Raw genomic sequence first — 18,380 nt, forward strand, 5'->3', positions numbered from 1 at the left:
GACCAGTAACTTGACCTACCAGTAATCCGCGAAGGGCGACCGGCCGGCCATCTCCTCCAGCCGCCGGTGGGTCGCCGCCGTAGTTGCGGCCGGCAGGGCGTCGAGCGCGAAGAAGCCGGCCTCGACGATCTCGCGGTCCTTGAGGCGCGGCGCGGTCTGCGCCACGCCATCGCAGCGATAGAGCAGCACATGGTCGCGCTTGCTGGTCTGCCGGTTGAAATAGACATGGAGGAGCCGCGGCGGCGCGCCGATGGCAAGGTTGCCCTCCTCCCGCATTTCCTTGGCCAGCGCCTCCAGCGCCGTCTCCCCCCGCTCGATGCCGCCGCCCGGCAGGTGCCAGCCGGGCACGTAGCTGTGGCGCACGAGGAAGACGCGGCCGGCCTCGTCGAAACAGGCCGCGCGCACGCCCATCGTCATGCCGCGCGACAGCGCGAAGTAGGCGTGAATTACGCGCTTCACGAGGTTCACGAACGGGCCTCTGGCCGGCGGGGCGTTGTCATCCATCGCGGCACTTGGCCGGAAGCAGCCGGCCAAATCAAGACGCACCGCCGCAAATGGCAAGGAATATCCACGCCTTGCGTTTCCCTTGGCAGCCTTATGCTCTAAGGAGGGGTATGTTCAGACTTGCCCATATATCGGACGTCCATCTCGGGCCGCTGCCGGCCCTCACCTTCCTGGAACTATTCTCCAAGCGCATCACCGGCTTCGTGAACTGGCACCGCAACCGTCGCCGGCACCTCTTCACCAACACGCTGGACATCGTGCTGGACGATATCGAGCGGCAGAACCCCGATCATCTGGCCATCACCGGCGACCTCGTAAACCTCGCCTCCTCGCTGGAGATCGCCGCGGTGAAGCGCTGGCTGCCGGAAGCCGGCACGCCGGAAAACGTCTCCGTCGTGCCGGGCAATCACGACGCCTATGTACGCGGCGCCTACGAGAAATCGACACGCGCCTGGTATCCCTACATGCGCGGCGACGCCGGCCCGGACGAGTGGCAGGAAGACAGGCACGTCTTTCCCTATCTGCGCGTGCGCGGACAGGTGGCGATCATCGGCTGCTCGACGGCCGTGGCGACCCCGCCCTTTTCCGCGTCGGGCTATTTCGGCAGCCAGCAGGCGCGCGAGGCGGTGAACATGCTGCGCGCGGCGGGCGAAGCCGGCCTCTTCCGCGTCGTGCTCATCCATCATCCGCCGATCCGCGGCGCGACCTCCTTCCACAAGCGCATGATCGGCATCCGCCGCTTCGCCGCCACCATCTCGACGGGCGGGGCGGAACTGGTGCTGCACGGCCATACCCATCTCAACACGGTCAACTGGCTGCCCGGCCAGACGAAGCCGGTGCCGGTGGTCGGCATCGCTTCGGCCTCGCAGGGACCGGGCGGCCACAAGCCGCCGGCGGGCTACAATCTCTTCTCCATCTCCGGCGCGCCGGGCAACTGGACCATCGAGCGCGAGCGCTATGCGCTGACCGATGACGGCCTTGCGCTGACGCTCGCCGAGACCACACGCCTCTAAGCCCGCGAATAAATTCCCGCCCCCATCCGTTCCCTCCTCCTGAAGCGGCCTGCGCCCGGCAGACGGCCCGATCGAGGAGGAACCTGACCATGCTCCGCCATACCATGCTGCTATCGTTCTGCGCCGCCGTCTCGCTGACGGCGCTTTCCACCGCGCGCGCCGCCGACAGCGACACGACCCAGCCGCCCGTCGCGACCGAAACCACCACGACCTGCACCGGCGGCAAGATCTGGAGCGCCGAGAAGAAGGAATGCATCGCACCGGAGGACATGAAGCCGGCCAAGCACAAGAAGCCGGAGGAACAGAAGAAGTCCGAGCGCGAGATCGACGACAGGCTCTACGCCGCCGCGCGCGAATTCGCCTATGCCGGCCAGTACGGGAACGCGCTGCGGGCGCTGCGCGCCGCCTCGAACCAGGAGGACCCGCGCATCCTCAACTATCTCGGCTACAACACCCGCAAGCTCGGCAACATCGAGCTGGGCATGACCTACTACAGGCGGGCGCTGCAGAAGGACGAGAACTACATTCTCGCCCGCTCCTATATGGGCCAGGCCCTGATCGAGCAGGGCGATATCGAGGGCGCGCGCGTGCAGCTCGTCGAAATCCGCGACCGCGGCGGCGAGAACACCTGGGCCTATCGCGCCCTGCTTCAGTCGCTGGGCGGCGAGCGCACCCGCTACTGATCCGATCCCCGTCGGGGACAAACGTTGCGGAACGCGGGGAAACTGCGTTCCGGTCGCCGTTCACGCTTGCAGACCCAAGGAAGAATGTTTCATATCAGGCGGTCGCTGCCCGGCCGGGAGCGAATAGAGTTTTGATCCCGAACGTTCCCTTGGAAAAGCAATGCGTCCGACGGCAGAATCGAAAGAGTTCCGGCGAGAATTGGTCAATTTGCTGCCGAAGTTGCGGCGTTTCGCCATGACGCTGACGCGCAACGGCAGCGATGCGGACGACCTCGTGCAGGAGGCCTGCGAAAGGGCTATCACGCGAAGCCATCTGTGGAACGGGGAAGGCCGGCTGGAAAGCTGGGTTTATGCGATGACGCGCAATCTCTGGGTGGACGAAATCCGCAAGCGAAAGGTCCGCACAGGGTCGGGTACGGTAGATGTTGCCGAGCAGGATAGCCTGCATATCGAGGCGTCGGCCGACAAGGCGGTCTACGCCAAGCAGTTGCACAAGTTGATCATGACCATGCCGGAAGGCCTTTCGAGCGTCTTCCTGCTGGTGAATGTCGAAGGCCATAGCTATCGGGAAGCGGCGGATATCCTCGGGATACCGATCGGCACCGTGATGAGCCGGCTCTCGGCGGCCCGCATCAGGCTCGCGGCCATGATCTCCGAACAGACGGAAAGGAGGGCCTGATCGTGGAAAGCACGCAGGGTCTCCCGCTCGAAGTACGCCTGTCGGCCTATCTGGACGGCCAGCTACCGGAAGCGGAAGTGGAAGAAATCAACGCTCTCCTGGCCGCCGACGACGCCGCGCGCGCGACCTACGAGAAGCTCAAGCTCGGCAGCGAGTTCGGCGCGCGCGCCTTCGACAGGATGCTGCAGGACCCGATCCCGCTCGATCTGGTGCGCAACATCAAGGAAGCCGGCAAGGACGAGGACGAGACGCCGAAGCTCGGCATTGCCGCCATTCCGGTCTCGGCCGTGCCCGCCCCGCGCCGCAGCGCCTTCTGGCCGCAGGCGCTCGCCGCCTCGCTGGTGATCTTCCTTGCCGGCGGCGCCGCCGGCTATCTCATCTCCGAGCAGAAGCAGACCTCCCAGGTCGCCTCCGCGTCGTTCGCGCCCGTGCGCACATGGCTGGACGATATCGCCGACTACCACCGCATCTATGCGCACCAGACGCGCCACCTCGCGGAAGTGGCGGCCGACGACAAGGCCCATATCGTCGACTGGCTCACGGCCAGCACCGGCGTCGGCTTCACCGTGCCGGACCTTTCCGCCCAGAACCTCACCTTCGAGGGCGCGCGCCTGCTGGTGGCCGGCGGCCGGCCGACGGCGCAATTGCTCTACCGCGACGCCGAGAACGAGGTCTTCGCGATCTGTTTCCTCAAGAGCGAGCCGGTGGATGGCAAGACGGAGCTGACGGAAAGCATCCGCGACGACCTCGGTCTCATCTCCTGGCAGCGCGGCAACGCCTCCTTCGTCGTGGTCGGCCCCTCCTCCGACCCCAATCTCGAGCGCATCGCCCAAGCGGTTTCCACCAGCATCTGACCCCATTCCATCCCAAAGAAAAAGCACCCGGCAGCGACGCTGCCGGGTGCTTTCTTTTAGATCGTTATGCGATCAGCCGCGCAGGGCGATCACATGGTTGGCCGCCGAGACGATGGCTTCGAGCGAGGCGGTCACGATATTCGTGTTGATGCCGACGCCGAACAGCTTGCCGCCCGGATGCTGGACCTCGACATAGGCGATGGCCGCCGCGTTCGAACCCTGCTGCAACGAGTGCTCGGAATAATCCACGACCGACATCGGAACATCGAGATAGATCGACAGCGCATTGATGAAGCCGTCGATCGGGCCGGTGCCTTTGCCTTCGATGCGCTTGACCTCGCCGCCGTCGGTGATCTCGGCCGCGACGATGCGCGTGCCCTTGTTGCCGGCGTCGGGATAGGTGTGATGATCGACGAAGCGCAGGCGCGTGCCCGGCTGCGTGACATAGCGCGCGATGAAGCTCTCGTGGATGCGCTTGGCCGGCAGCTCGACGCCTTCCTCATCCGTGATACGCTGGATTTCGTCGCGGAACTCCACCTGCAGGTTGCGCGGCAGGTTGATGCCGTAGTCTTCCTGCAGGATATAGGCGATGCCGCCCTTGCCGGACTGCGAGTTAATGCGGATGATCGCCTCGTAGGAACGGCCGACGTCCTGCGGGTCGATCGGCAGATAGGGCACTTCCCACAGCGGCTTGTTGGCCTTCTTGATGGCCTTCATGCCCTTGTTGATGGCGTCCTGGTGCGAGCCGGAGAAGGCCGTGTAGACCAGTTCGCCGACGTAAGGGTGACGCTCGGGAATGACCATCTCGTTGGAATACTCGTAGACGGCCTTGATGCGCTCGATATCCGAGCAGTCGAGCTTGGGATCGACGCCCTGCGTATACATGTTCAGCGCCAGCGTGACGACGTCGACATTGCCCGTGCGCTCGCCATTGCCGAACAGCGTGCCTTCCACGCGGTCCGCGCCGGCCATCAGGCCGAGTTCCGTCGCGGCGATGCCGGTGCCGCGGTCGTTGTGCGGATGCAGCGAGATGAGCACGTTCTCGCGGTTGTCGATGTTGCGGCACATCCATTCGATCTGGTCGGCATAGATGTTCGGCGTCGCCATCTCGACGGTGGACGGCAGGTTCAGGATCAGCTTGTTGTCGGCCGTCGGCTTCACGATCTCGACGACCGCGTTGCAGATTTCCAGCGCCACTTCCAGCTCGGTGCCGGTGAAGCTTTCCGGCGAATATTCGAAGCGGTAGCCGCCGCCGGCCTTGGCCGCCATGTCGGTGATCATCTTGGCCGCGTCGGTCGCGATCTGCTTGATGCCGGCGACGTCCTTGGCGAACACCACGCGGCGCTGCAACTCACTGGTCGAATTGTAGAAATGGATGATCGGCTGATGCGCGCCCTCCAGCGCCTCGAAGGTGCGCGTGATCAGCTCGGGGCGGCACTGCACCAGCACCTGCAACGAGACGTCGTCCGGCACATTGCCTTCCTCGACGCACCAGCGGGCGAAGTCGAAGTCGGTCTGCGAGGCCGAGGGGAAGCCGATCTCGATTTCCTTGAAGCCCATGTCGAGCAGCAGTTGGAACATGCGGGCCTTGCGATCATGGCCCATCGGGTTGATCAGCGACTGGTTGCCGTCGCGCAGGTCAACCGAGCACCAGATCGGCGCCTTGTCGATCGTCTTGCCCGGCCAGGTGCGGTCCGGAATGTTGATCGTGGGGTAAGGCTGGTACTTGACCGCCGCCTCGGACATGCCCTGCTTGGGGGTGTGGGTCTTCAGAATCATCGCGTCTTCTCTTCGTCGTCCCGGCATTCGCGGAAGGTCTTAGCGCAAGGATTGGCGCTTGGCGACGGCGAATGCTGGCCATGGGCGGCCAGAACCGGAATTAATGCATGGGGTGAAGCGAGGAGCTATTGCCGGCAGGGCTTTTCGGCCGCCGGGCGCTCCTCAGCGAACCCGGCAACCGCGCGTAAGGCCGAGAAGAAGAAGCGAGGAGAAGCCGCGCGAACGCTCGCGAACAGCAACGCTGCCGCGGGAAACTCGTTCGATGATCTGTGCGCCGGTCTTCAACATGAGGCGGCTTATAGCGGCGGGAAGGCCGCCGCGCAACCCACCTGAACGAAAAAGCCCTCCGCGATGGGAGGGCTTCCTCAATTCAAGTGGCAGAAAAGCCTCAGATATCGGCCTGCGAGGTCACGATGCGCGAGACGAGGCCGTAGCCCTTGGCTTCTTCTGCGGAGAGCCAGTAGTCGCGGTCCGTGTCCTTGGCGATCTTCTCGATCGGCTGACCGGTGGCGTCGGCGAAGATCTTGTTCAGGCGCTCGTTCATCTTGATGATCTCACGCGCCTGGATCTCGATGTCCGAGGCCATGCCGCGGGTGCCGCCCGACGGTTGGTGCAGCAGGAAGCGGGTGTTCGGCAGGCAGATGCGCCGCTCCTTGGGCGCGGCGACATAAATCAGCGCGCCGGCGGAGGCGACCCAGCCCGTGCCGATCATCCAGACCTTCGGCTTGATGAACTTGATCATGTCATGGATGGAATCGCCCGATTCCACATGACCGCCCGGCGAGTTGACGTAGATGCGGATGTCCTCGTCGCTGGACGCGGCGAGCGCCACGAGCTGCGAGCAGACCTTCTGCGCCAGTTCCTGGTTGATCGGCCCGTAGATGAAGATCGAACGCGACTTGAAAAGGTTCGCCTCCGTTTCCTTGCCCAGGGGCACTTCCGTCTTCTTGTCGTCTTCGTCGCTCATCCAAAGTCTCCGGATTGCTCGTCAATAGTCCTGTCGCCGTTCAGATAATGCGACTCACCGGCCAAGACAATGCAACAAAGCGATAACGCGCGATAGGGTTTGTCGCCGCCGCGGGAAAACAGGGTAAACGCCCGCCGCTTGTCATTCCGCAAAACAACCATGGATTTTACAATGGACGGATTGCCCCTTGCCGACTAGAGTATGCAGATTACTGAAAAACTGCATCACCGACCAACCAAAGGCAGCGGAAAAGGGGACACCATGATCAAGCGCATCATACTCGCATTCACCGCATTTGCGGCCACCGCCGCACCCGCCTTCGCCCATCTCAATCCGCAAGAGCACGGCTCCTTCATGGCCGGCCTGTCGCACCCGCTCTTCGGTCTCGACCATATCCTCGTCATGGTGGCGGTGGGTCTGTGGGCCGCGCAGATCGGCGGCAAGGCGCTGTGGGGCGTGCCGCTCGCCTTCGTCACCACGATGGCCATCGGCTTCGGCCTTGCGCTTGCCGGCATCGGCCTGCCCTTCGTCGAGCCGGCCATCCTCGCCTCGGTCGTCGCGCTCGGCCTGCTGGTCGCCATGGCCGTCAAACTCGACACGGTCATGTCCGCCGCCATCGTCGCGGTCTTCGCCCTGTTCCACGGCCATGCCCATGGCGGCGAACTCGGCTCGGCGGGCGCCTTCCAGTTCGGCGTCGGCTTCGTGGTCGCGACGGCCCTCCTGCATATTGCCGGCATCGGGCTTGGCCTCGGTATCGCCCGCCTTTCCGGCGGCGCTCTGGCCGCCCGCATCATCGGCGGCCTGACGGCGCTTGCAGGGCTGGTCCTCGCCTTCGGCTGACGGCCGACTTCCAGGGATCATGGCTTGAAAAAAGCGGCGGTGCGCATGCATCGCCGCTTTTCCTTTATGGCGCGGCCTCGACGGGCGGCGCGACACGCACGCGCTCGCCATGCGCCTTTTCCGTTTCCGGCTCGACATGGATGGCGACATGCACGCCCGGCTGCGCGGCGCCGATGGCGTCCTCCAGCCGGTCGCAGATTTCATGCGCCTCGCCCACGGACATCGCCGCCGGCACGACGAGGTGGAAATCGACGAAGGTCGCCGCCCCGGCCCTGCGGGTCTTGAGGTCATGCACGCCGAGCGAGCCGGCGCCATTCGCCGCGATGGCCGCCTTGATCGCCTCCGCCTCGTCCGGCTCCACCGCATGGTCCATCAGCCCGTCGACGGAATGGGCGATGACCTTCCAGCCCTGATAGAGAATGTTGAGCGCGACGAGCACCGCAAGCAGCGGATCGAGCACCGGAAAGCCGGTGGCAATCGCCAGCACGAGGCCGACGAGCACGCCGACCGAGGTGACGACGTCCGACAGGATATGCTGCCCGTCCGCCGCCAGCGCCGGCGAGCGATAGCGCCGGCCGGCGCGGATGAGCACATAGGCCCAGACCGCATTGATCACGCCCGCCGCGAAATTGATGGCAAGGCCGAGGACCGGCGCATTCATCGGCTCGGGCGCGAGCACGGCCGGCAGGGCCGCCAGAACGATCAGCAGCGCCGCCACCACGATCAGCACGCCCTCGAGCACCGCCGAGAGATATTCCGCCTTGTGATGGCCGAAGGGGTGGGTCTTGTCGGCGGGTTTTGCCGCATAGCTGACCGCCACGAAAGCGACGATGGCCGCCACCACGTTGACGCTCGATTCCAGCCCGTCCGACAGCAGCGCCACCGACCCCGTCACCCACCAAGCAACGAGCTTCAGCCCCATCACGCCGAGCGACAGCGGAATGCCCCAGAGAGCGAGCCGCCTGACCTTGTCCGAATTCTTCATACCACTCTCCATGCGCATGCAAACGAGTTGCAAAAGCCTGGCCCATCAACGCAAAACCGCGCGCACGGGGACGTGCACGCGGTTTTTTCTTGGGTTTCGCTATGGACCAGAGCGGCTGCGTTGTCAAAGCCAAAGCGGCCAACCGGCGAAGGAATAAAAGCCCCTCACCTGCCTGCCGGCATCCTCTTCCCGTAAACGGGGCGAGGAACGATGGGCGCGCCGTTCTGCCCCTTCTCCCCGCCTGCGGGGAGAAGGTCCCGGCAGGGGGATGAGGGGCAGCCCCGCAAGACTACGCCGCCTTCACCCTCCCCTTCTTCGACAGATGCGCCACCACATTCTCGATCATGCGCATGCCGGCGTCCTGGCCGAGCGTCATGATCGATTCCGGGTGGAACTGCACTGCCGCCACCGGCTCGCTGGCATGCTCGATGCCCATGATCGTGCCGTCCTCGCTCTCCGCCGTGATGATGAAATCGCGCGGCAGCGTCGCCGGATCGGCGAAGATCGAGTGATAGCGGCCGACCGTCACCTCCTTGCCGAGACCGGAGAAGACAATACCCGGCTCCAGCACGCGGATGCGCGAGGGCTTGCCGTGCATGGGAACGGCAAGCTGGCGCAATTCGCCGCCATAGGCTTCCGCAAGGGCCTGAAGCCCGAGGCAGACGCCGAAGATCGGCAGGTTGCGTTCCCGCGCCTTGCGGATCGTCGCCTTGCAGTCGAAGTCCTTCGGATTGCCAGGGCCGGGCGACAGCACGACGAGGTCCGGCTTGATACGGTCGAACACCTCTTCCGGGACGGGCGTGCGCACGGTCGTCACGCTCGCGCCGGTCTGGCGGAAATAGTTGGCGAGCGTGTGGACGAAGCTGTCCTCATGGTCGACGAGCAGGATCTTCACCCCTGCCCCGACAGCCGCGACATCGCGCTGGACCTTGGCGGAATTGCCGGACTTGGCATCGCGGATGGCTGCAATCATGGCGGAGGCCTTCAGTTCGGTTTCGGCTTCTTCTTCTTCCGGGCTGGAATCGTAGAGCAGCGTCGCGCCAGCGCGCACTTCCGCGATACCGTCCTTGATGCGGATGGTGCGCAGCGTCAGGCCGGTATTCATGTCGCCGTTGAAGCCGACCATGCCGATCGCCCCACCATACCACGCACGCGGGCTCTTCTCATGCGCCTCGATGAAGCGCATCGCCCAGAGTTTCGGCGCACCCGTGACGGTCACGGCCCAGGCATGCGAGAGGAAGCCGTCGAAGGCGTCCATGTCGTCGCGCAGGCGTCCCTCGATATGGTCGACCGTGTGGATGAGGCGCGAATACATCTCGATCTGCCGGCGGCCGATGACCTTGACGGAACCCGGCTCGCAGACACGGCTCTTGTCGTTACGGTCGACGTCCGAGCACATGGTCAGTTCGGATTCGTCCTTCTTGGAGTTCAAGAGCTTGAGGATCTGTTCCGAGTCGGCAATCGGATCGTCACCGCGCTTGATCGTGCCGGAGATCGGGCAGGTCTCGATGCGCCGGCCCGACACGCGCACGAACATTTCCGGCGAAGCGCCGACGAGGTATTCCTGGTTGCCGAGGTTGATGAAGAAGGAATAGGGCGACGGGTTGATCGCCTTGAGGCGGCGGGAGATTTCCGACGGCTTGCTCTCGCAGCGCTCTAAGAACTTCTGGCCCGGCACGACCTCGAAGAGATCGCCCCGCTTGAAGCTCTCCTTCGCCTTGACGACGAGTTCGGCATATTCGCCGGGCCGGTGGTCGCCATGCGGCGGAATGACATCGACGGTCTGGAACGGCTCGGCGGCAATCGCCTCGCCCTTGCCTTCCGTCGAAAGCCCGTCCTTGGCGAAATCGTAGCGGTCGATCCAGGCCTTGGCGGCGTAATGGTCGACGACGAGAATCTCGTCCGGCAGGAAGAGCACCATGTCGCGCTGGTCGTCCGGCCGCTTCAGCTTGAGGTCGATGGCGTCGAACTGGAAGGCGAGGTCGTAGCCGAAGGCGCCGTAAAGGCCGAGGCTGGCATCCTCCGCCGAATGGAAAAGGTCCGTGACGGCGCGCAGCACCGTGAAGACCGTCGGCATCTTGGAGCGTTCTTCCTCGGTGAACACCCGGTCGGGCATCTTCACCTCGAGGTCGAGCCGGCTTGCCGTGCGCGCACCCAGCGCCAGTTCCGAAACCTGCGCCAGACGGTCGGCGATCAGCGACAGCAGCACCTCGCCGCGCGCATTATAGGCCTCGATCCAGACGGCCCGGCCGAAGGAGGAGATACCGAGCGGCGGATCGACGACCGCCGTGTCCCAGCGCGTGTAGCGGCCCGGATATTCGTAGTTCGAGGAGAAGACCGCGCCGCGCCGCTCGTCGAGCTTGTCGACATAGGTGGAGATCGCATCGGCATAATTTGCCGCGCGGCGGCGGCGCGTGACGGTCACCCCGCCGCGCGTCTCATAGGCTTCGCCGCCGTCTTCCAGAATTTTCGTGGCCATTCCCCAACTCCGTTTCAGGCCCGGTCTTCGCAAGGCGGCCGAACACAAAAAAGCCGCCTCGAATTTTCCGGGCGGCTTGTCGTCTCAATCACGCATGACTGGTCAAGGCCGCCTCAGCGAGCCCACCACCAGCCAGAAAGGATACGTGCGTTCATCATGGGCGGAATTGTTAGCGGCAGCAGCCTCGGCGCGCAAGCCCTTCCTCGCCGCCCGTAAAAAGAAACGGCGCCCGAAGGCGCCGTCCCGTCTGTCATGCGCTTAGAACTTGCGCGAAATCGAAACCTTGAAGGTACGGCCCGGCTCCGAATAGTAGGCCTTGGGCTGGGCGGTCGAGGTCGTCAGGTCGATATCGCGCCACTTCACAGCGTCGTAATATTCCTTGTCGAAGAGATTGTAGACGCCAGCCGTCACACGAAGCCCTTCGAACTGTTCCGGCTCCCACCAGCCGGTCAGGTTCACGATGCCGTAGCCGCGTGGCTGGAAGGTGGCATCGGACTTCTCGCTGACCGCGGCAACGGCGATCAGGCTGGTGTCGACACCCCAGGTCTCGGTCGAGTAGCCACCGCCGATGATGCCCTTGAACGGCGCGACGCTTGCCAGCTTCTTGCCCGTTTCGCGATCCTCGGCGTTGGCATAGGCGAAGGACGCGTGGACGTTGAAGCCATTGGCGAGGGACTTGTGTACGCGCCCTTCGAAACCGAAGATGCGCACGCTGTCGAGGTTCACATAACGGGTCGTGCCCCAGGGGAACGCCGGATCGCTGTAGTCGATCTCATCGTTGATGAAGTCCTTGTAGCGGTTGTAGAAGCCGGTGATGCGACCACCGAATTCAGAATCGCCGAGGTTCGCACCGACCTCGAAACCATTTGCCGTTTCAGGCTTGAGGTCCGGATTGCCGATCACGCGGTACATGGGAGGCGTCGCGTAGTTCATGTAGAGTTCGCTGGGGTTAGGCGCCTTGAAGGCCATGGACCACTGCGCGAACAGCTCCACCTCGGGGCTGACTTCATATGCCGCCCGCAGCTTCGGCGAGAACTGGAAGTCGCTCTGGCCCGCCGGAAGGCCCTTGTAACCGCTGTTGGCCTGGTACGCGGCCGTCTCCTTCGGGCTATAATCATACCAGTCGAAGCGCAGACCCGGCGTCAGGCTGAAGCCTGTGTCGGCGAAGGAAATCTTGTCGTCGATGAAGAGACCGACGCGATAGGCGTCGACATCCGGCATGTCGGCCTGATTCGTATGATGGAAGCTGCACGACATGGACGGAGGCACCATCGTATCGCAGACGTCACGCCCAGCCGAATACTGGCTGTACTTGGAGTAGGACAGGTTCCCGCCCACGGTAACATCATGCACGGTGGAACCCCAATCGAACTGGTTACCAAGCGAACCGACGATGCCGAAGCCGTTTTCCTCCATCTCGTTTCCACGATACCAAGGACCTGCCAACCCACCGGTACGCGTGCCGTAGACAGAGTTGTCGCTGACGACCTGTTGCCAGTAGAGCGTCGCATCTGCGCGGTCGATCGGCCCGGACAGGTCGGGAGCGTCATAACGGTAGTCGACCGAAACACGATTGCGCTCACGCTCCTTGTCGCCGTCCAGGTCGGAGTAATTACGCGGCGTGATGCCCCCTTCGTCGGTCTTGAGGTCGGTCGTCGTATCCTTGTGGAAACGTTCCGCCGTGAGACCGATCGTGTGACCGCCACCGACGTCGTGGCGCACCTTGAACATGAAGTTCTGCTGATCGAAATCGGCCGGATTCGACTCGGTGCGCGTGGCGCCGATCGTGTCCACCGTGCCCATGTTGCGCCGCTCATGACCGCGCACGTATCCGCCCTGGAACAGGACCGAGGTATCCTGGAAACGCTTTGCGAGAGCCACCCATGCGCCAATGGACCGATCGGCGCTGTCATACGTGCTCTTGACGAGACCGCCGAAGTCCTTGCCGTCGGCGATGAGATCATCCGCCTCAAGCGTCCGCAGTACCAGCGCACCGCCAAGTGCGCCCGAGCCGGCGCGGCTGGAATCGGCGCCACGCATGACGTCCACGGTAGAAATCGACGAGAAATCATAGGTATCGACACCGCCATCGCCGCGCGTCGAGGAGCCGAGCGTCGTCGAGGGACCCGGCTGACGCGCGCCATTGGTCAGATAGGGAAGCGGAACACCGTCGATGCTGGTCAGAACGCGATCCGCATCCAGGCCGCGAATGTTGACGCCGGAGCCATCGAACCCTGTCCCGACACCCGGCTCGGTCGTATTGCCGAGGTCCGTGATGCTGGAGATCTGACGCCTTGAGATTTCCGTTGCAGTGGTCTGCGTGGCAAGCGGCGTGTCAGCGACCGAACCGACGGGCAGAACCCGCCTGCCCTTCACCACAACCGCCTGCAGGTTGGTGCTCTGACCGGTCGAAGCACCGGCGGCGTTTGCCGCATCCTGCGCAAGGGCATCGGTGGAAAGCGAAAGCACGGCGAGCGCCGTGCAAGCCAGAAGTGCGGTGCGGTAACGCCGGGCCTGCATGTCTATCCTCTTGGGTCAGCGCGCACGACAGCGGCCAGACGCAGGGGATGCGCCGGCTCTCAGCCATGCGGAAATATGGCGAAAACATGGTCGGGCCTGAAGCCCGCCCCATCGCTATGAAACATGATTAAACTTGTCAACATAAAAAAGATGACTTTCTCAATCCACTATCAAGGAAGAACGGCCCTGTCACATAAATGACGATTTTCAAGAGAAGGCGCCCCGGCTCTTTCAGACCATCCGCAGAACGGGCCGCCGGAATCGCGAATTTTCACCGTCGCGGGTATTTTCCCAATCCGTAAGCATATGCTAATGGCTTGATCGAAACACAGGCAGCAAGGCAATCCCATGGTTTCCCGCATGGTGGACAGGTTCCGCGAGTTGCAGCAGAAGCTGGCGGACGTGATCGAGCATTACGAAACGCCGGAGTTCAAGGCGCTGGACGGCAACATGGCCGCCGCCTTCCAGGCGATCTGCCGGCATGTGCCGCGCAACGCAGACGAGGAGCGCACCATGGCGGCCTTCTTCCTCGACCTCATCGAGAGCAACGATGCGGGCGACAATATCCATATCATCCGCCGCGTGCGCGCAATCGTCGTCGACGGCATCGCGCGGGACCCGCCGGCGATGGAAATCGCGAACGGCGCCGGAATCTAGCACGCCGGCAACCGCGCTTCAGCCACACCCCTGCAACCAAATCCCCCGTCCGACGTTTCCCCGCCAGTATCTCAGCCGGGAGACACCCCATCGCCACGATCCGCCACCTGCCCCTTCTCGCCGCTGTCCTCCTGCTCACCGGCGCCGCCGAACTGCCGAAGGACGGCCCGCTGCCCGCAGCGCGACCTGAATCCAGGGCCATCGAAGCCCCCGAAGACAAGGTCGAGCCGCGCCCGCAAGAAGATGCGGGGGAGCAAGCAGCCTGTCGGACAGCTCTCAAGGAGGCGGGTGCGGTCTTCGCGGAGGCCCCGGCCGTCGAGGACGGCAGGGCCTGCGGCATCGAACGACCGGTAACGCTCAAGGCCCTTGCCGGCGGCATCGAGGTCGAGCCGGACGCGACCGTGCGCTGCGAGGCGGCGCTACAGCTTGCCCGCTGGGTGGAAGGCTCGGTCAAGCCGGCCATTGCGGTCGCCATGCCGAAGGAGGCGATCACCGGCCTCTCCCAGGCCTCGGCCTATGTCTGCCGCAATCGCAACGGCGCGCCGGAGGGCAAGATTTCCGAGCACGCCTTCGGCAACGCCATCGACATAGCCGGCTTCACGCTGAAAAGCGGCAAGACGCTCGCCATCCGCCCCGCCGACAGGGACGCTACGCTGGAGGGCGCCTTCCAGCGCGCCATCACCGAAGCCGCCTGCCTCTATTTCACGACGGTCCTCGACCCCGGCAGCGACGCCGCCCACCAGAACCACCTGCATCTCGACGTGAAGGCACGACGCGGCGGCTATCGATATTGCTGGTGAGACTGTGCGTGTTCGGCACAAAAAGGACAGCCCGCGCCGTATGCATTGCGGGCGGCCTGAGTTGAAATCGGGCGTCTCCCGGCACCGCCCCTGACCGCGTTTTCCGAAGCCAGCCACGCTGCCCGGGCAGGTGAAACGCCCCGCGCCATCCACCGCCCTGCCGCGGATATAGCGAATCACTCGAACCGAGAGCGTTGCGGAATAGTTACAGACTCGTTACCCGGCTCAGTGTTACATGACGATACGCAATTCTGGAGGGACTTCGATGATGAAGCGTCTTTTGGTCAGGACGACCGCCGTACTCCTCATTTCGTCGGGCGCAGCATACGCGGCCGACCTTACGGAACCCGCCCCCGCAACGTTTGAAGAGCGGGTGGCTTCGAACTTCGACTGGTCCGGCGCCTATGTCGGCGTGAACGTCGGCGGCGGGTTCGGCACCTTCGATCATCCGTTTGCCATCACGGCGCCGGCACCTGTCGGAACGGTTGTCGATGGTTCCGTTGACATCAGCGCTGGCGGCTTCCTCGGCGGCGTACAGGCCGGCTATAACTGGCAGAATGGCGATTTCGTATTCGGTGCCGAAGCCGACTTCCAAGGTTCGGCCGTGAAGGCCGAAGACTCTCTCAGCGTCAACACCGTTCCCCCATTTGGCGCTGGTAGCATCGACGGTGAAGCAGGCACGAAGGTCAAGTGGTTCGGTACCGTGCGCGCACGCGCCGGCGTCTCGCCCGTTGATCGCCTTCTGGTTTACGGCACCGCCGGCTTGGCATACGGCAAGGTCGAGAGCTACCTCAACGCCAACGTAACTGGCGGCGGGCCTATCGGTAACATCGATGTGAGCAAATCCAATACAAAGGCCGGCTGGACCGTTGGCGCAGGCGCTGAGTATGCTGTAACCAACAACTGGACGATCAAGAGCGAGTATCTCTACACCGACCTCGGCAAGACCACGCTCATCAATGCGGACCTCTTCGGCGCAAACGCCACGCTCAAGAACGATGTGTCCTTCCATACGATCCGCATCGGCCTGAACTACAAGTTCTGATCGGCCGGTCGCCACATCACAACTGCGAACCCCGGTTCAGCCGGGGTTCGCTTCCGCCCTGCCCAAACCGGGCAAACCTCGAACCTGCCTCCTGCCTAGGATAAACCGGCCATTGCTGGCGGGGGGGGGGGGGGGGGGGGGGGAATGCCCCCCCAGCCCGCTATCATCCGGTTCGAACGACTGCTGAAACGAAGCAGCCCGCCCACATGGTATTCTGCCTGGAGCAAGCCGCATTTGCCCTGCTATCATGCCGGGCATCGCTCTCTTTAAAAGGCTCCACCATGTCGATCACCCCTTACGAACTCTCCGTCCCCGCCTTCCAGAGCGGCTTTGCCGTGCTGTCCAAGCTGCTCGACAAGGCCGAGGCCTTTGCCGAGGAAAAGAAGATCAAGCCGGAAATCCTGGTGAATGCGCGTCTCGCACCCGACATGCTTTCGCTTGCCGGCCAGATCCAGCGCATGAGCGACACCGCCAAAGGCGCCGCCGCCCGCCTCACGGGCACGGAAGCGCCGAGCTTTGCAGACGACGAGACGAGCCTTGCCGATCTCAGGGCGCGCATCGAAAAGACGACGGCCTATCTCGCCTCCGTGCCGGAAGCGGCCTTCGCCGGCGCGGAGGAACGCACCGTGGTTCTGAAGACGCGCGGCGGCGAGATGAGTTCCTCGGGCAAGGCGTATCTCCTTAGCTTCGTGCTGCCGAACTTCTATTTCCACCTCACGACCGCCTATGCGATCCTGCGCCATAACGGCGTTCCCGTCGGCAAGCTCGATTATCTCGGCCGAACCTGACGCAAAGGAAGGGGCCGGGCGGCCCCCAACCTTTGAACAGGCCTTAGAACAGGCCTTCGATCTGGCCGTCCTCGTTCAGGAAGATCTTTTCCGAGGACGGCACCTTCGGCAGGCCCGGCATAGTCATGATCTCGCCGGTGATGACCACGACGAAGCCCGCGCCGGCCGACAGGCGCACCTCGCGCACCGGCACCGTATGGCCTGTCGGCGCGCCGCGCAGGTTCGGGTCGGTCGAGAAGGAATATTGCGTCTTGGCCATGCAGACCGGAAGGTTGCCGTAGCCCTGATCCTCCCAGATGCGAAGCTGGTCGCGCACCGACTTGTCGGCGATGACCTCGCCGGCATGATAGATGTCCTTGGCGATCGTCTCGATCTTCTGGAACAGTGGCATGTCGTCGGGATAGAGCGGCGAGAATTGCGACAGGCCGGATTCGGCAAGGTCGACCACCTTGCGCGCCAGCGCCTCGATGCCCACTGACCCTTCCGCCCAATGCCGGCACAGGATGGCCTCGGCCCCGAGCGTGGCGACGAAATCCTTCACCGCCTGGATTTCCGCCTGCGTATCGGAGGTGAAGTGGTTGATGGCGACGACCACCGGCACGCCGAATTTCTTGACGTTCTGCACATGCCGGCCGAGATTGGCGCAGCCCTTCTTCACCGCCTCGACATTCCCCCTGCCGAGATCGTCCTTCTTCACGCCGCCGTTCATCTTCATCGCGCGCACGGTGGCGACGATCACGGCCGCATCGGGCTTCAGCCCCGCCTTGCGGCACTTGATGTCGAAGAATTTCTCCGCCCCGAGATCCGCGCCGAAGCCGGCCTCCGTCACCACGTAGTCGGCAAGCTTCAGCGCCGTCGTGGTGGCGACGACGGAATTGCAGCCATGCGCGATATTGGCGAAGGGACCGCCATGCACGAAGGCGGGATTGTTTTCCAGCGTCTGCACGAGGTTCGGCTGCATGGCGTCCTTCAGCAGCACCGTCATCGCCCCGTCCGCCTTGATGTCGCGGGCGAAGACCGGCGACTTGTCGCGGCGATAGCCGATAATGATGCTGCCGAGGCGCTTTTCGAGATCCTTCAGGTCCGTCGCCAGACAGAGGATCGCCATGACCTCGGAGGCCACGGTGATGTCGAAGCCTGTCTCGCGCGGATAGCCATTGGCCACGCCCCCGAGCGAGGCGACGATGTGGCGCAGCGCCCGGTCGTTCATGTCCATCACGCGCCGCCAGGCGATGCGGCGGATATCGATGTTCTGCTCGTTGCCCCAGTAGATGTGATTGTCGATGAGCGCGGACAGCAGGTTGTGCGCGGAGGTAATGGCGTGGAAATCGCCGGTGAAGTGGAGGTTCATGTCCTCCATCGGCACGACCTGCGCATAGCCGCCGCCCGCCGCGCCTCCCTTCACGCCGAAGCAGGGGCCGAGCGAGGCCTCACGAATGCAGGTGATCGCCTTCTTGCCGATGCGGTTCAGCCCGTCGCCGAGACCCACCGTGGTCGTCGTCTTGCCCTCGCCCGCCGGCGTCGGGTTGATCGCCGTCACGAGGATCAGCTTGCCGTTCCTGCGCCCCTTCTGCGCGGCGATGAACTCGGCGCTGATCTTGGCCTTGTCATGGCCGTAGGGCAGCAGGTGCTCCGGCGGAATGCCCAGCTTTCCGCCGATGTCCAGGATCGGCTTCTTGCGGGCCGCGCGGGCGATCTCGATATCGGACTTAACGTCTGCCATGCGATGTTCCCTCCCCAAAACAACGAATAGCGAACAGGCCCCTCCTCCTATCCGCCATTCACCC

At 63.9% G+C, this 18,380-nt stretch carries 16 protein-coding genes; 9 read left to right on the forward strand and 7 right to left on the reverse strand.

All coding sequences use genetic code 11. The features are described from left to right. Window positions 1-15 precede the first annotated feature (15 nt). Complete coding sequence (locus K8M09_RS11715; protein ID WP_160786844.1) at window positions 16-504, reverse strand: NUDIX domain-containing protein; 489 nt, start codon at window positions 502-504, stop codon at window positions 16-18. 110 nt (window positions 505-614) lie between these two features. Here K8M09_RS11715 and K8M09_RS11720 point away from each other — a divergent pair, with 110 nt between their 5' ends. The 4 genes from K8M09_RS11720 to K8M09_RS11735 all read left to right on the forward strand — a co-directional run bounded on the left by K8M09_RS11720 (window position 615) and on the right by K8M09_RS11735 (window position 3,733). Beyond that, entirely contained in the window at window positions 615-1,517 is a 903-nt protein-coding gene (locus K8M09_RS11720; RefSeq protein WP_160786843.1) for a metallophosphoesterase family protein, read from the forward strand. An 89-nt stretch (window positions 1,518-1,606) separates the two neighbouring features. After that, window positions 1,607-2,200, forward strand: a complete 594-nt coding sequence (locus tag K8M09_RS11725) for a hypothetical protein (protein WP_160786842.1) — start codon at window positions 1,607-1,609, stop codon at window positions 2,198-2,200. 160 nt (window positions 2,201-2,360) lie between these two features. Continuing rightward, on the forward strand, window positions 2,361-2,879 hold the full coding sequence (locus K8M09_RS11730; protein ID WP_160786841.1) for an RNA polymerase sigma factor: 519 nt from the start codon (window positions 2,361-2,363) through the stop codon (window positions 2,877-2,879). 2 nt (window positions 2,880-2,881) lie between these two features. Then, a complete protein-coding gene (locus K8M09_RS11735; protein WP_160786840.1) occupies window positions 2,882-3,733 on the forward strand; it encodes an anti-sigma factor in 852 nt (283 codons plus the stop codon). A 72-nt stretch (window positions 3,734-3,805) separates the two neighbouring features. On the opposite strand, the gene leuA is transcribed toward K8M09_RS11735, so the two are convergent. Together leuA and K8M09_RS11745 are read right to left on the reverse strand one after the other, a co-directional pair. Next, on the reverse strand, window positions 3,806-5,512 hold the full coding sequence (gene leuA, locus K8M09_RS11740) for a 2-isopropylmalate synthase (protein WP_160786839.1): 1,707 nt from the start codon (window positions 5,510-5,512) through the stop codon (window positions 3,806-3,808). 388 nt (window positions 5,513-5,900) lie between these two features. Continuing rightward, a complete protein-coding gene (locus tag K8M09_RS11745) occupies window positions 5,901-6,479 on the reverse strand; it encodes an ATP-dependent Clp protease proteolytic subunit (RefSeq protein ID WP_160786838.1) in 579 nt (192 codons plus the stop codon). A gap of 261 nt (window positions 6,480-6,740) precedes the next feature. On the opposite strand from K8M09_RS11745, the gene K8M09_RS11750 reads away from it, so the two are divergent. Next, a complete protein-coding gene (locus tag K8M09_RS11750; protein ID WP_160786837.1) occupies window positions 6,741-7,319 on the forward strand; it encodes a HupE/UreJ family protein in 579 nt (192 codons plus the stop codon). A 64-nt stretch (window positions 7,320-7,383) separates the two neighbouring features. Here the strand turns inward: K8M09_RS11750 and K8M09_RS11755 are convergent, their stop codons facing one another. The 3 genes from K8M09_RS11755 to K8M09_RS11765 form a co-directional block, all read right to left on the reverse strand. Beyond that, window positions 7,384-8,304 (reverse strand): cation diffusion facilitator family transporter, encoded by a 921-nt coding sequence (locus K8M09_RS11755; RefSeq protein WP_160786836.1) that lies wholly within the window; start codon window positions 8,302-8,304, stop codon window positions 7,384-7,386. Between the two features lie 289 nt (window positions 8,305-8,593). Further along, a complete protein-coding gene (locus tag K8M09_RS11760) occupies window positions 8,594-10,783 on the reverse strand; it encodes an anthranilate synthase (protein ID WP_160786835.1) in 2,190 nt (729 codons plus the stop codon). A 258-nt stretch (window positions 10,784-11,041) separates the two neighbouring features. Continuing rightward, window positions 11,042-13,303, reverse strand: a complete 2,262-nt coding sequence (locus K8M09_RS11765; protein ID WP_160786834.1) for a TonB-dependent hemoglobin/transferrin/lactoferrin family receptor — start codon at window positions 13,301-13,303, stop codon at window positions 11,042-11,044. Window positions 13,304-13,651: 348 nt separating this feature from the next. Here K8M09_RS11765 and K8M09_RS11770 point away from each other — a divergent pair, with 348 nt between their 5' ends. The 4 genes from K8M09_RS11770 to K8M09_RS11785 all read left to right on the forward strand — a co-directional run bounded on the left by K8M09_RS11770 (window position 13,652) and on the right by K8M09_RS11785 (window position 16,593). After that, window positions 13,652-13,960, forward strand: a complete 309-nt coding sequence (locus tag K8M09_RS11770) for a hypothetical protein (protein ID WP_170299526.1) — start codon at window positions 13,652-13,654, stop codon at window positions 13,958-13,960. Between the two features lie 200 nt (window positions 13,961-14,160). Beyond that, window positions 14,161-14,760: an extensin-like domain-containing protein gene (locus K8M09_RS11775; RefSeq protein WP_229342350.1), complete on the forward strand. Its 600-nt coding sequence runs from the start codon at window positions 14,161-14,163 to the stop codon at window positions 14,758-14,760. A 268-nt stretch (window positions 14,761-15,028) separates the two neighbouring features. Beyond that, window positions 15,029-15,805 (forward strand): outer membrane protein, encoded by a 777-nt coding sequence (locus tag K8M09_RS11780; protein WP_160786956.1) that lies wholly within the window; start codon window positions 15,029-15,031, stop codon window positions 15,803-15,805. 281 nt (window positions 15,806-16,086) lie between these two features. After that, on the forward strand, window positions 16,087-16,593 hold the full coding sequence (locus K8M09_RS11785; protein WP_160787558.1) for a DUF1993 domain-containing protein: 507 nt from the start codon (window positions 16,087-16,089) through the stop codon (window positions 16,591-16,593). Window positions 16,594-16,636: 43 nt separating this feature from the next. Here K8M09_RS11785 and K8M09_RS11790 read toward each other — a convergent pair whose 3' ends face one another. Then, window positions 16,637-18,316: a formate--tetrahydrofolate ligase gene (locus K8M09_RS11790; RefSeq protein ID WP_160787557.1), complete on the reverse strand. Its 1,680-nt coding sequence runs from the start codon at window positions 18,314-18,316 to the stop codon at window positions 16,637-16,639. Window positions 18,317-18,380: the final 64 nt, after the last annotated feature.

The organism is Shinella zoogloeoides (assembly GCF_020883495.1).
GTDB lineage: Bacteria > Pseudomonadota > Alphaproteobacteria > Rhizobiales > Rhizobiaceae > Shinella > Shinella zoogloeoides.